Raw genomic sequence first — 13,573 nt, 5'->3', positions numbered from 1 at the left:
GCCATAAAGCCTTTGGACTCCAGCTTAACCGTTTCATAACCGGCAGGTGGAATATTCTTTTCTTCCAGGTAAATGTTAAGTCCTGAGCTCAGTTGAGCTACACTGATCAATTCAAAATAATCTAAAAGGCCTTCAGGTAAGATCAGCCGGACAAGGGTTTCGTGGGGTGACTGCAATGCTTTAGTATTCGTTTTTCTGACCGCAAAACAAATACTTTTTTTCTTTTCCCCCAACTTTTTGGACTGATCCGATTCGAACCCGTGATGGCCACATTGAAAGTGTAGCGACTTAACCAACTTGTCCAACGCTTCATTTTTTTAGAAAACAAAAAAGCCCCTTAGTTTTTTAGTCTAAGAGGCTTAATGCTTTTATGTTGGGTAATTTACATAGCAGTACCTGTTCGACTAAAAGTCAAATAGTACTCTTGCTCATGTAGATTATTCATTATCATGCTGCAAATGTAGATGTTTTTATAACGCAATCCTATAGAAATTTTTTAATGTTTTTTAAATTGCTTTTAATCAGCTGTTTACTATAATGATAGGGTAGGTGTATTACAATTTTCCACTCCTCGCTCATACGCCCAATCACAATAACCCTTAACTTGCCGCCATCAACATGAAAGACATTCCTGTACATCTTTTAAAAGAACGGGCCTCATCGGGCCTGGAGATCAATCGTTTTTTTAAGGGCGATAAACCCAAGGCCGATGAACCCCAGGGTGCGCACCGCGATGATCATTATATATTTTTTGTTATCGAAGGAGGATGGGGATCGCTGATGGTGGATTTTAACGAGATCGTGATACACGAATCAAGCCTTTATTATGTGCTACCCGGCCAGGTGCACCACCGCATCCAAAACGAAGGCGCTTATGGATGGTTCATAGCGGTGGATACCATGCTGATACCGCCCGATTATCGTAATGTGTTTGAAAATCAATTACTGTTGCAGCATCCTTATACCTTAAACGATGTGCAAAAACGGCAGTGCCAAAGCTTGCTCAACCTGTTATTTGAGCGGTACCGCGAGGACGAGCAGGCTGTTTTTAATTTATCTGTTGTGCATTCGCTGTTGCAGTCGTTTCTGGGGATAGCCGCCGGGTGTTTTAGCCAAACGGGTAAACCAGGTATGCTGATGTCTCGGCCGGTGCAGTTGGCGCAGGATTTTAAGAAGTTGCTGGTTGAACATGTGCGTACGCTCAAAAGCCCGTCGGCCTATGCCGCTAAGCTCAACGTGTCTGAAACGTACCTGAATGAGGCTTTGAAGAAGGCTACGGGGATGCCGGTAAGTTACTGGATCCAACAGGAAGTTATTTTGGAGGCCAAACGTTTACTGTACTATAGCCAACTGAATGTTAAAGAAATTGCGCACGCGCTGGGTTATGAAGATCATGCCTATTTCTCGCGCCTGTTTAAAAAAGCAGAAGGCGTAACGCCTCTCGCCTTCAAAGCTGATTACCGCAAATAGTCCAATCATTACCGCAGGTATGCCATTTTATCGGGCATGAATAAGCCTTTTCTTTGTGATAATAATTCTACATCACATGGAAACATCCACTCTACAAAAATTAAAACAAAAAACCGGCAGGCTATTTGAAGGTCGTTTGCAAACGGGCAATGTTTTGGAAGTAAGGTATTGGGAGCCCTGCACTTTAATTGAGGTTGACCTGCACCTGCCGCAAATAGACATGACCGGCTGGACAGAAATCCCATACATTAAATTTAAGGTAGATAACCTTACTTTCAGAGATTACACGCCATCGGGCTGGGATGCCGAAACCCATACCTGCACCATTTATGTTGACGCCGCTCATAACGGGCCCGGCAGTAATTGGGCACGGCTATTAAAAAAGGGCGATAAGGTAAATTATCTTAAAACAGGAACTACTAAGCAAAGCCCGGTCGCCACATCGGCAATAGTTGCCCTTGGCGACGAAAGCAGCATGGGGCATTTATTGGCCCTGCAAAAAATGGTGCTGCCCCATACCCGGTTTTCGGGCGGGATAGTAATTGGTAACGAGCATCACCGTAAATTATTCCAGGAATACTTTTGGACTCCGTTGGAACCCATAGCCCGCCGCGATGTTTACGGTCATCACAGCCTCATCGAATGGGTGCTCGATCAGCGTTACAGTTTAGAGAACACCGTATTTTATTTAGCCGGCAATAACACCATGGTGGCCCAGTTACGCAAACTGCTTAAAGGGCAGGGGTATCCATCGGCACAAATTAAACTTCAGGGTTTTTGGGATTGAGTTTTTTAAATGCGTCGGCCAATATTTTTACGGCCGTTTCCAGTTCCTTAGGATTGAGGGATGCAAAACCTATCCTGACGTAGGGATAGTTGATGGCGTTATGGTAAAAATAATCGCGGCCGTTATTAATGGTAAGGCCCATAGCCGATGCTTTTTCGGCCACGTCGGCAGGGTTAATGCCATCGGCATATTTAAGCCAAACGGCAAAGCCGCCATCCGGAATTTTAAAGCTTAGCCAGCTGCCAAGGTGCTCTTTCAGCAGGGCGCAAAGTATATCGCGCCTTTCATGGTACAATTTATTAGCCTTTTTAAGGTGACGGCCGATGTCGCCATTTTTAAGCAGATTGGCTATGGCTTCTTCCAGCAGGTGCTCGCCCTGGCGGTCAATCATTTTACGTAGCCTGGTGGTCTGCACAATCAGGTTGGCAGGTGCAACCATAAAGCCAATGCGGATGCCTGGCGCAATGGTTTTGCAAAACGAACCAACGTATATTACGCTGCCATAATAATCGGCGCTGGCCAGGGGCAGTATGGGGCTGCTGGCGTAATGAAAATCATAATCGTAATCATCTTCAATAATGGCAAAGCGGTACTTGCGGGCCAGTTCCAGCAGGCGCATCCTTCTGTCGGCGCTTAGGGTAACCGTAGTAGGGCGGTGATGGTGCGGGATAACGTATACCAGCTTTACCTTTTTCTGTTGGCAAATTTCTTCCACAGCATCCAGGTTAATGCCATGCTCATCAACCGGTACCAGTTTTAATTTGGCCCCCGTTTGCTCAAATACTTCGTTGGCGCCGGGATATCCGGGATCGGCGGCAATTACCACATCATTTTTGCTTAGCAGGATCTGGGCGGCCAGGTAAATGGCCATTTGCGAGCCCTTGGTGATCAAAATATCGTTGGGTGTAACTTGTAAGCCCCGTGTCTCGCCCAGGAAACGGGCCAGCTCCGTACGCAGGTTTACCGATCCCTGCTCGGGGCCGTAGGTTAAATATTTTTGAGTGAAATGATAATTGGCAAAACGCCGGTACTCGCGCACCAGTAATTCAACCGGGGCTACGCGGGTATCGGGGAAGCCATCGTCAAATGTTAGCAGCCGGGGCTTATCATCATTAAACAAGCCGGGGTAGGGTACTTTTTCGTCAACGTCAAAATAGGTTTTCTCAGGATATATATTTTGTTTTAATGCCGTGTTGATTGGCCGGGGCGATACATCGGGCAGGTTTTTGGCCACAAAAAATCCTTTACGCGGATACACATCAACCCAGCTTTGGGCATACAACTCGTCATAAGCAGCCACTACTGTTTTACGGTGAACTTTTAATGATGCCGCCAATAGCCTGCTGCTGGGCAGGGGCGATGCCGGTTTTAATGTGCCCTGCCTGATGTGCCCGATAATACTATTGGTTATCTGCAGATAAACCGCTATCTGTGCATCCTTATCAATGGTGATTAATCCTATGCTGAATTTCATACTGGACTATCTTATTTGTGTTTTCTGGACTATAAAGATAGGCCAACTGATGCGTAATTTTATACCAGTTAATAAAAAAGATATGCAACTTATAAAAAATTATGCCCTTCCGTCTGTCGCTTTGCGTGGTGCCTTGGCTACCAGTTACCTGTGGGAGGTGGCAGATCGCCTTGGTTTTTTTGGCGCCCACGGGCAGCCCCATGTAGGCTGGGGCGATTGGCAGCACTTTATGGATTATGCCCGGCAGGTAATGAATTTTTTGCCTTCCGGAATTATCCCAACACTGGCTGTGATAGCAACCATTGGCGAGGCCGGCGTAGGCTTGTTGTTGCTCGTAGGTTTGTTTACCCGTACGGCTGCATCACTTAGCTGCCTGCTTAGCCTGGCCTTTGCTTTAGCTATGGCCATATCGGGCGGTATCGAATCGCCTGTAGGTTATTCGGTTTTTACCGTGAGCGCGGCAAGCCTGCTGCTGGCAACGCTGCCGGATTATAAATGGAGCATCGATTCAATCATCAACAGAAACTAAAACAATCATGACAACAATCAACCAACAAAAAGCGCCTGCACTATTGGTAATCATAGCATTCGCGACGGTTTATATCGTTTGGGGCTCTACATACTTTTTTATCGGGATGGCGGTACATGGCTTCCCGGCCATGCTGATGGGCGCGCTCAGGTATACTACCGCCGGCCTTTTAATGCTGGGTTGGTGTGCCTACAGGGGTGATAAGATTTGGGTAAAGCGGGATATCATCAATTCGGCCGTTAGCGGCCTGCTGATGCTATTTATGGCCACCGGTATAGTGATTTGGGTTGAGCAAACCTTGCCCAGCGCTATGGTTGCCATTACGGTATCGGCCAGCCCCATTTGGTTTGTGGTGTTGGACAGGCTGAACTGGCGTGTTAACTTCAAAAGCAAATCGACCATAGCCGGGCTGGTTATAGGCTTTGCAGGCGTAGTACTGTTATTTGGCGAACAGGTAGCTAAAGCCCTTGCCGACAAACATCATACAACCACTTTTTGGGGCATGGCTTTGCTGATTTTGGGGCCGATACTTTGGTCGGCCGGTTCATTGTATTCCAAACACAACGCAAACAACGGCCCTGCAAGGTTAAATACGGCCTGGCAAATGATTATTGCCGGTTTGGCTTTTATCCCCGCGGGCATGCTGCATCATGAATTTGATGGTTTTAGTTTGGCGCAGGTGCCTGCCTCGGCGTGGATGGCTATTGCATACCTCGTTATATTTGGATCCATTGGGGCATTTAGCGCCTACGTTTGGCTGTTGCAGGTAAGGTCGGCTACGCAGGTAAGCACACACTCGTATGTAAACCCGGTTATCGCGGTGCTTTTGGGTGTATTGTTTGCGGGCGAGCGAATATCGGTATTGCAGGTTGTAGGTTTGGTTATTATCCTCATCAGCGTATTGCTTATTAACTTGGTTAAATACCGTAAAACCACGCCCGAAAAGAAGATAGTGCCTATGCCGGGCTTACCAACCGGCGAGTTGCTGGTGAAAGCTTGTTGACGAATAGTCGCTACGCTTGTCATTAGTCATTTCGCTTCGCGGTCATTAGTCATTGACGCTGCGCTTGTCATTGGTCATTGGTGGATTTATTTGAAATTTTTAAAACAATTGTCAGCTAATCAAACTTTTCCCTAAATGACCAATGACCAATGACCAATGACCAATGACCAATGACCAATGACCAATGACCAATGACCAATGACCAATGACCAATGACCAATGACCAATGACCAATGACCAATGACCAATGACCTATAAACCATTTGCCCTCGCAGTAATCTCGGCAATATCCAGCACTTGGATCTCGTCCTGTTTATTCCGGAGCTTAACACCATCGGTAAGCATAGTCATACAAAAGGGGCAGCCGGCAGCTACAATATTGGCTTTGGCCTCAATTACATCCTGCATGCGTTCAAGGTTAATATCTTTTTTACCCGGTTCTGGCTCTTTAAACATTTGTGCGCCACCGGCACCACAGCATAAACCATTGCTTTTGCAGCGTTTCATTTCAACCAACTCGGCATCCAGTATCTCCAGCGCCGCACGCGGGGCTTCATAAACGTTGTTCCCCCGGCCTAAGTAACAGGGATCATGGAAAGTGATCTTTTTACCTTTAAAGCTTTCGCCTCCCTCGGCTTTCAGTTTACCCTCATCAATCAGTTGCTGTATCAGCTGGCTATGGTGTATTACATCATAATTGCCACCCAAACCCGGATATTCATTCCTGATGGTATTAAAACAATGCGGGCAGCCGGTTACTATTTTTTTAATATTATAGCCATTAAGCACCTCAATATTGGTCATGGCCTGCATCTGGAACAAAAATTCGTTACCGGCTCGTTTGGCCGGATCGCCGGTGCAGCTTTCTTCTGTGCCCAAAACAGCATAGCTGATGCCTACATGATACAGTATTTTACATATATCGCGGGTTATTTTTTGCGCCCGCTCGTCAAAACTACCTGCACAGCCAACCCAGAACAATATTTCGGGTTCAATGCCGTCGGCGGCCATTTGGGCCATAGTGGGTATTTTGAAGTTGGTCATATATCGTTTTATTATAACTCGTCGGGCAATTCGTTAATATTGGCTATAAAATCATCTACGCTACTGTAATTTTTAAATACAATTGCTGTGTTGCTGGCTTTTAAAAGGTTAAGAATATCAAGCGCAACCTCCAAAGCGGGGCTTTCTTTCCCAAACATACGAGCATCCCAGTTAGCGCCAACTAATACATTCTCTTCTGCCATTTCTACGCACCAACTCTCTAAAAACTCGGCCAACATGATTTCGACGGGCAGGTAACGGTTCCAATCGTCGCGGGCGCAGGCCTTAGCATAAGCCCTATCCGACCAAAACGGAATTACACTAATTTCTTCGTCATCGTTTGAGTTGGAATTGGCCCAGCCTGTTTTACTTTTCAATCCCCATACCGATTTGGCTGCGGCTGCACGTTCAATAAATAAATTATATTTCAGTTCGATGGTTGCGGTATCCTGCAGCATATTCGTATTTAAAAAACCTGTAATTAATTAATCGTTATCTGCCCAGTTCAACCTATCGGCCTGGCTGTACTTCCAGGGGGCGCCGTTATTTTCTACATTGCTAAACATGTTGTTCAGGCTTGCCGGCGCCTGTGATTCTTCCATTACTATGTAACGGCGCATTTCGGTAATAATTTCCAGCGGATTGATGTTTACCGGGCAGGCTTCCGCACAGGCATTGCAGGTAGTACAGGCCCAAAGCTCTTCGCGGGTGATATAATTATCCAGCAGCGATTTGCCATCGTCATGATCCTTGCCGTGCTTATCCAGGTTGTTGCCCACTTCGGTAAGCCTGTCGCGGGTATCCATCATAATTTTACGTGGCGATAGTAGTTTGCCGGTAATATTTGCCGGGCATACCGATGTACACCTGCCGCATTCGGTACAGGTATAGGCCTCCATCAGGTTTTTCCAGGTAAGGTCGGTTACATCCTTTACACCAAAACGGGCAGGTTCGCCCGTGTTTTCCGGAACGAAAGAAGGATCGAGCATGGCCTTAACCTCGTTGGTAACCGAAGCCATGTTGGTAAACTTTCCTTTTTTATTCAGGTTTGAATAATACACATTTGGAAAAGCCAGCAGGATATGAAAATGCTTGGAGTAGGGCAGGTAGTTTAAAAACGCAAGGATACCTATGATATGAAACCACCAGCAGCCTCTTTCCAGCATCGCCAATGACGATGCGCTATCGGGCAATATCGGTGCTATAACCGAGCTTACCGGAAAACTTCCTGCTTTTGCATAATGTTCAAAATGCAATAGCTGCAATTTATAGTCGGCCCCGTTCATGGTTAAAAATGCGGTCATGAGCAGTATCTCGATGCAAAGGATATAATTGGCATCTGATTTGGGCCATTGTGTCATCTCGGTGCCCGAAAAGCGCTTCAGGTGCACAATGTTACGCCGGCTCAGGAAAACAACACAGGCAACAAGTACCAGTACTGCCAATACCTCAAAACCGCCAATCAATAGGTTATACAAGCCTCCCAGCGGGTGCGAAAAAATACGGTGCGAACCGAAGATACCGTCAATCATGATCTCCAGCACTTCCAGGTTAATGATGATGAAGCCCACGTAGATAAAAAAATGCATGATGGCGGCCACAGGCCGCTTAACCATTTTGGTTTGACCAAGCGCAACTTTGGCCATCACCTTCCAGCGCAAAGCCGGCTCATCGGTACGGTCAACATCCTTACCCAACAGTATATTGCGCCTTATTTTGCCTGCGTTTTTGGCAAACAAGTAAATGGCGGCCCCTAAAATGATGATAAATATAGCCTGTGCAATCATTATGCGTGCATAGTATTTTTATTCAAAGTTAACGGAATTGTTGAAACAGCAAAAGGTTACTTAATTATTTAAGATAAGCATCAATTTTTAAATTTAAATCCGTTACGGCTTGTTTTGCCATTGCTATCCTGTTATTTATTGGCGCTGTGCTGCCATCAACGTTAATATCTGTCATTTTGCCCAAAGCATCGGTATACCATTTTGCCCATACATCAATTTTGTGTCTTTCGGTATCCGCTGCCGATCCGTTTTTAATGGCCTGCAGGCCCAGCTGGTATTCATCCTGTAACCTGTCGGTCGCGTTTTTTTGTAACTCGGCAATTAACATTAATGTAGTAGCCTCATTTGCTGCTGTCAGTGTATAGGCTGTAGCCAGTGCGCTCACGCCAACGTTTTTCATCTCTTGTGCCGATACCATATCCAACCTGTCGGCATCGGTATGGTAAAATACATCGGTAAAATGCCACATCAATAAACCGGGAATTTTGGCCCTCAAAAATGGGGTATGGTCGCTGCCGCCTTCAAACGGGTTGCTTTTTACTACCCAGCCAATATCCCTGCCCTGCTGCAGGCAGCGGTTAAGCACCAGGTCGTTAAAATAATGCGGAAACAAATCCGACTCCTGCAAAGGCCTGCCACCCCACTCGGTATGTTTATCCTTACCGCGCGTCCAAACCGCCGATGGATCGGGCATTTTTTCAATCAGGAAGCTGCCGCCTGTTTTGTTTACATCTTCGCCCACCATATCCAGGCTCAAGCCCCATTTAATGCCTTTGGCCCGTACGCTATCTTCGGTTATATACCTGCCTGTCGATACAATTTCATCGCCCCATAAAAACGTGATTGTACGCCTGGGCTCAAATTTTTTCTGTTTAATAAGCTCGCCGGTAACCCTTGCCATTTCGGCCAGGGTACCCACGCCGGTGGCATTATCATTGGCGCCCGGCTCCTGTACGTGGGCGCTAAACACAAAACGTTCATCGGGTTTGGCTGTGCCGCGGGCGTTAGCTACAATAGTGAGCTCTTTTGAAGGATATATTTTGGCTTCCACGTCAATATGTACTTTAACCGGCCCCTTTTGCAAAGCCGCTTTAAGCCTTTCTTTAGCAGCAAATGAAAGCAGGATGCCAAATTTCTGACTCAATGAATCCTGGTACCTGATGCCGCCAAACTGGATCGAGTTTACATTTTTTTCGGGCTGGGTATAGGCCGGCATGTTATAGCCCATGGCGCCAAGCGCACCATTTTTTACCGCGGATGTATAAAATATGCCCACGTTAGCCTCGGCAAAAACAATTTTACCTTTTACGTTTTTACTGGCAAGGTTTTTCAGATCGGCCCTGTCAACAAAAACAACTTCGGTAGTAATGCCACCGGGCGGTGTACTGGCCGAATAAATAGCCAGCATATTACGGTTGGTTGCAAATGTAAGCAAGGGCCTCGGCTCACCCTCAATAGTTACCACAGCATTTACAGGCTCCCAGGCGGGGTGCTGCATTTCGCGGGTTTCAATACGATAAGTTAAGGGGCCGTCGGCTTCGCCTTTTACTTCTTTTTTATAGCCGGCCTGTTGCAGCGTTTTCTCCACCTCATATATGCTTTGGTTAAAACCCGAATTGCCGGGGAGCCTCCAGCGTTTTTCAACAAACGCTACTGTTTTATAAGCATTGGCTTCATTAAATGTACTTCGCAAAAGGGGATAATAACTATCAATAGTATTTGAACTTTGGGCGTGCGCAACGCAGGCAAATAGGGCAAGCAACGTTATTAATAACGGTTTAATCATAAGGGCAAGTTAGCGATTGACGGGTATAAAGCAAAATAGGTGGAGGTTGTACGATAAAAACCAGGTAACTATAGTTTTCGGGGGGGACTGATAAAGTGATAGCAATCAGGTTTGTTAGTGACCTGCATTATAAGTTAAGCTTTTTTTAGTGGTTACTTTTACCTGATAATCCAGGCGATATGAATACCATTCTCGTACTTACCGATTTTTCTGAAAATGCAAACCACGCAGCCAAAGCCGCCTTGCCCTTTGCTAAAGCCCTGCACAGTGATATTCTTATTTTTAACTCCTACTATAACCAGCCGGCAATACCGGCTTATGCCGGCGGGCCGCTATCGGCCAATGAACTTATTTTGCAGAAAAAAGACAGCACCTCCCGGCTTCATCAACTGACCAGGCAATTGAGCCATTTTAATAGCAATGGAACCGGCCATGAATTTAAGCCCCAGATATATTCTGAATGTGGCGAAGGCCCGCTGGGAAACAATATCACAACAATTATTAATAAAAACCAAGTATCGTTTATAGTAATGGGCAGTAGTTTAAACAGCCCGCTTAATCATCTTTTTTTCGGGAGCGATACCATGGATGTGGTTGACCACGCATTATGCCCGGTTTTAATTGTTCCTCCAAAAGCCACGCTGAAAAAGTTAAAGAAGATCACTCTGGCAACTGCATTTGAACCATTTGATGATGATGCCATTACCTACCTGGCCAAACTGAACACAACCTTGAATTTTGAGATGGAAATTGTACATGTATCGGTATTTGAAAAATATGAGGACCCCGATAAAGAGAAGGCTTTGTTCAGACACCTCAAAAAATTCGAAGCTTCGGGCATACATTACAAACAGGTAAGGGGAAAGGATGTAATTGACAGGCTGAACCGCCTTTGTAAAGAAAACGGATCAGATGTGCTGGCATTGGTTCATTATGAGCATGGCTTCCTTTCGGGCATTTTCAAGAAATCTACAACCGAAAAAGCCCTTGGCCATCACCATATCCCGCTAATGGTTATTCCTGCAGATATGAGTAAGTAGTTAATTTTACTATCACCTGATTCAAAATAGTCCAAAATGACCCTGCATAACATGGATATAAAAGGGCTAAGCAGCAAGGAGGTTACAGAGGCAAGGCAAAAATATGGCGCCAACAGCCTTAGTTATAAAAAAGAAAACGGTTTTATTGATGCCCTAAAAAGTATTGCCAGGGAGCCCATGGTTATTTTACTATTGGTTACCGCGGTTATTTATTTTATCAGCGGGAAAAATGGCGACGGTTTTTTCCTGGCATCGGCCGTTATATTGGTATCAGGCATTTCGCTATACCAGGATTCGCGGAGCCGGAGTGCCCTTGATAAACTTAAGGATTTCTCGCAGCCTACCTGCAAAGTGATAAGGGACGGTGTTGTAATAGCAATAAAAAGCGAAGACCTGGTTATTGGCGATTGTTTGATTGTTGAAGAGGGTACCTCTGTATCGGCCGATGGCGTAATTATACAATCAAATGATTTTTCGGTGAATGAAAGCATCCTTACCGGCGAATCGCTACCCGTTTACAAAGATAAATCGGCAACAGATAATAAAATTTTGCGGGGCACAACCGTAACTGGTGGGTTGGCCATAGCCAAAGTGACGGCTATTGGCAATAAAACCCGGTTGGGTGCTATTGGTAAAAGCCTGGAAGCAATTACCGAAGAAAAGACTCCGCTTGAAATTCAGATCAATAATTTTGTAAAAAAAATGGTGATTGCAGGCGCCATTGTTTTCATTATTGTATGGGCTATTAACTACAGCCATTCCGGCAACCTTACTGATAGCCTGATCAAGGCGCTTACCCTGGCCATGAGTATTTTGCCCGAGGAGATACCTGTTGCCTTTACCTCGTTTATGGCCTTAGGTGCCTGGCGGCTGATGAAAATGGGTATAGTGGTTAAACAAATGAAAACTGTTGAAACCCTGGGCAGCGCATCTGTTATATGTACCGATAAAACCGGTACCATTACCGAAAATAAAATGAGCCTGGTTAAGGTTTTCGCGCTTAAATCGGGCAAGGTTACCGATGCAGGTGGCATATACGATGAACCTGAACGGGGCCTTATCAGGCTGGCCATGTGGGCCAGCGAGCCTATTCCTTTTGATCCTATGGAAATTGCCTTGCATGAGGCGTACGCGAAAATGGCTGCAGCCGATGAAAGGCCCCGATATAAAATGGTTCATGAATATCCGCTGGGGGGTAAGCCGCCCATGATGACCCACTTGTTTGAAAACGACAATAAAGAACGGATTATAGCAGCCAAAGGGGCGCCTGAGGCGATAATGAAGATAGCCGGCCTGGCTAAAACCGAACTACAGCAGTTACAAACTACTATTAACGCACTTGCATCTGAAGGCTATCGTATTTTAGCTGTGGCAGAAGCTCATTTTGCCGGGAACGATTTTCCGGCTACCCAACAGGAATTTGAATTTGCGTTTAAAGGTTTGGTGGCTTTTTATGATCCGCCTAAAAAAAATATAAAAGCGGTACTTGAAACTTTTTATAAAGCAGGTATAACGGTGAAGATTGTAACCGGAGATAATGCCGCTACCACTGCCGCAATTGCGCGGCAAATTGATTTTAAGGGTGCCGATAAATGCATCAGCGGCGACGAGCTGATGGAAATGGATAGCAAGCAGCTTGGGCAAAGTGTTAAAAAGCTAAACATTTTTACCCGCATGTACCCTGATGCAAAACTCAGGATCATTAATGCGCTAAAATCGCAAAGGGAGATTGTGGCCATGACCGGCGATGGCGTAAATGATGGGCCGGCACTTAAAGCCGCGCACATTGGTATAGCTATGGGCAAAAAGGGAACAGAAATTGCCAGGCAGGCCGCGTCGCTCATATTGCTGGAAGATGATTTATCAAAAATGACCGATGCAGTGGCCATGGGCCGCAGGATTTACACTAACCTTAAAAAGGCAATACAGTATATCATCTCTATACACATTCCCATCATACTAACAGTGTTTATCCCGCTGGCGCTCGGTTGGGTATATCCTAACATATTTTCGCCTGTGCATATTATTTTTTTAGAGCTGATTATGGGGCCTACCTGTTCAATCATCTACGAAAATGAACCCATGGAAAAAAATACCATGCTGCAAAAGCCCCGGCCATTTACCACTACTTTCTTTAACTGGAAAGAGTTAGCCACCAGCGTTGCGCAGGGGCTAATGATAACCGCCGGAACTTTAGTTACCTACCAGTGGGCGGTAAAAGCCGGGTTAAATGAGCCGCAAACCCGTGCCATGGTTTTTACCTGCCTTATAGCTGCCAATATATTGCTTACGCTGGTGAACCGCTCTTTTTATTATTCGCTTTTTACAACCATAAAATATAAAAACAATTTGGTACTGCTAATAATTAGTATAACCATAATTATTTCCGGCTTATTGCTTTATGTAAAACCTTTATCCATTTTTTTTGGGTTTGCATCGTTGAGTTTTTTTAAATTGGCATTTGCTTTTGGTTCCGGATTTTTATCGGTTGCCTGGTATGAAATTGTTAAGTGGAGAAAGCGAAGGGCAAACCAATTCAGATAAAACCTGCACCCAGGCGAATAATGCGGAATTTATTGGCATTTAAGAATTAAAGTGCCGAAATATTTGACCTGTTTTTAAAAAAATGTGTCCGGCGTTTTGGAAACGAAAC

Annotated in this window: 11 protein-coding genes and 1 pseudogene; 6 read left to right on the top strand and 6 right to left on the bottom strand. The window is 45.4% G+C overall.

From position 1 onward, the window contains the following. Positions 1 to 305 (bottom strand): annotated as a pseudogene (locus AC1DXF_RS18740) (hypothetical protein); the annotation flags it as partial. Between the two features lie 313 nt (positions 306 to 618). Here AC1DXF_RS18740 and AC1DXF_RS18735 point away from each other — a divergent pair. Continuing rightward, positions 619 to 1,470 carry a helix-turn-helix domain-containing protein gene (locus tag AC1DXF_RS18735; RefSeq protein ID WP_477450230.1) on the top strand — a complete coding sequence of 284 codons (852 nt, stop codon included), beginning with the start codon at positions 619 to 621 and terminating at the stop codon, positions 1,468 to 1,470. Between the two features lie 76 nt (positions 1,471 to 1,546). Then, complete coding sequence (locus tag AC1DXF_RS18730) at positions 1,547 to 2,257, top strand: SIP domain-containing protein (protein ID WP_477450229.1); 711 nt, start codon at positions 1,547 to 1,549, stop codon at positions 2,255 to 2,257. Here AC1DXF_RS18730 and pdxR read toward each other — a convergent pair. Next, complete coding sequence (gene pdxR / locus AC1DXF_RS18725; protein WP_477450228.1) at positions 2,232 to 3,731, bottom strand: MocR-like pyridoxine biosynthesis transcription factor PdxR; 1,500 nt, start codon at positions 3,729 to 3,731, stop codon at positions 2,232 to 2,234. The genes AC1DXF_RS18730 and pdxR overlap by 26 nt on opposite strands. An 82-nt stretch (positions 3,732 to 3,813) precedes the next feature. Here pdxR and AC1DXF_RS18720 point away from each other — a divergent pair, with 82 nt between their 5' ends. Both AC1DXF_RS18720 and AC1DXF_RS18715 read left to right on the top strand, forming a co-directional pair. Next, positions 3,814 to 4,260, top strand: coding sequence for a DoxX family membrane protein (locus AC1DXF_RS18720; protein WP_477450227.1), 447 nt, complete (start codon positions 3,814 to 3,816; stop codon positions 4,258 to 4,260). A 7-nt stretch (positions 4,261 to 4,267) separates the two neighbouring features. Further along, positions 4,268 to 5,263: an EamA family transporter gene (locus AC1DXF_RS18715; RefSeq protein ID WP_477450226.1), complete on the top strand. Its 996-nt coding sequence runs from the start codon at positions 4,268 to 4,270 to the stop codon at positions 5,261 to 5,263. Between the two features lie 252 nt (positions 5,264 to 5,515). On the opposite strand, the gene AC1DXF_RS18710 is transcribed toward AC1DXF_RS18715, so the two are convergent. The 4 genes from AC1DXF_RS18710 to AC1DXF_RS18695 form a co-directional block, all read right to left on the bottom strand. Next, positions 5,516 to 6,307, bottom strand: coding sequence for a (Fe-S)-binding protein (locus tag AC1DXF_RS18710; protein ID WP_477450225.1), 792 nt, complete (start codon positions 6,305 to 6,307; stop codon positions 5,516 to 5,518). 11 nt (positions 6,308 to 6,318) lie between these two features. Then, positions 6,319 to 6,765 carry a DUF2750 domain-containing protein gene (locus AC1DXF_RS18705; RefSeq protein ID WP_477450224.1) on the bottom strand — a complete coding sequence of 149 codons (447 nt, stop codon included), beginning with the start codon at positions 6,763 to 6,765 and terminating at the stop codon, positions 6,319 to 6,321. A gap of 27 nt (positions 6,766 to 6,792) precedes the next feature. Continuing rightward, on the bottom strand, positions 6,793 to 8,094 hold the full coding sequence (locus AC1DXF_RS18700; RefSeq protein ID WP_477450223.1) for a 4Fe-4S dicluster domain-containing protein: 1,302 nt from the start codon (positions 8,092 to 8,094) through the stop codon (positions 6,793 to 6,795). 64 nt (positions 8,095 to 8,158) lie between these two features. Continuing rightward, complete coding sequence (locus AC1DXF_RS18695; protein WP_477450222.1) at positions 8,159 to 9,880, bottom strand: M28 family peptidase; 1,722 nt, start codon at positions 9,878 to 9,880, stop codon at positions 8,159 to 8,161. Between the two features lie 179 nt (positions 9,881 to 10,059). Between AC1DXF_RS18695 and AC1DXF_RS18690 the strand changes: the two genes are divergently transcribed. Further along, positions 10,060 to 10,920, top strand: coding sequence for a universal stress protein (locus AC1DXF_RS18690; RefSeq protein ID WP_477450221.1), 861 nt, complete (start codon positions 10,060 to 10,062; stop codon positions 10,918 to 10,920). A 36-nt stretch (positions 10,921 to 10,956) separates the two neighbouring features. After that, positions 10,957 to 13,464 (top strand): cation-translocating P-type ATPase, encoded by a 2,508-nt coding sequence (locus tag AC1DXF_RS18685; RefSeq protein ID WP_477450220.1) that lies wholly within the window; start codon positions 10,957 to 10,959, stop codon positions 13,462 to 13,464. The last annotated feature ends 109 nt before the right edge of the window (positions 13,465 to 13,573 follow it).

The organism is Mucilaginibacter sp. P2_A5, assembly GCF_056404995.1.
This window is presented reverse-complemented; position numbering and strand designations above follow the sequence as displayed.

Coding starts and splice junctions, on each gene's coding strand:
- AC1DXF_RS18735 (WP_477450230.1), top strand. CDS start 619: ATGAAAGACATTCCTGTACATCTTTTAAAAGAACGGGCCTCATCGGGC.
- AC1DXF_RS18730 (WP_477450229.1), top strand. CDS start 1,547: ATGGAAACATCCACTCTACAAAAATTAAAACAAAAAACCGGCAGGCTA.
- pdxR (WP_477450228.1), bottom strand. CDS start 3,731: ATGAAATTCAGCATAGGATTAATCACCATTGATAAGGATGCACAGATA.
- AC1DXF_RS18720 (WP_477450227.1), top strand. CDS start 3,814: ATGCAACTTATAAAAAATTATGCCCTTCCGTCTGTCGCTTTGCGTGGT.
- AC1DXF_RS18715 (WP_477450226.1), top strand. CDS start 4,268: ATGACAACAATCAACCAACAAAAAGCGCCTGCACTATTGGTAATCATA.
- AC1DXF_RS18710 (WP_477450225.1), bottom strand. CDS start 6,307: ATGACCAACTTCAAAATACCCACTATGGCCCAAATGGCCGCCGACGGC.
- AC1DXF_RS18705 (WP_477450224.1), bottom strand. CDS start 6,765: ATGCTGCAGGATACCGCAACCATCGAACTGAAATATAATTTATTTATT.
- AC1DXF_RS18700 (WP_477450223.1), bottom strand. CDS start 8,094: ATGATTGCACAGGCTATATTTATCATCATTTTAGGGGCCGCCATTTAC.
- AC1DXF_RS18695 (WP_477450222.1), bottom strand. CDS start 9,880: ATGATTAAACCGTTATTAATAACGTTGCTTGCCCTATTTGCCTGCGTT.
- AC1DXF_RS18690 (WP_477450221.1), top strand. CDS start 10,060: ATGAATACCATTCTCGTACTTACCGATTTTTCTGAAAATGCAAACCAC.
- AC1DXF_RS18685 (WP_477450220.1), top strand. CDS start 10,957: ATGACCCTGCATAACATGGATATAAAAGGGCTAAGCAGCAAGGAGGTT.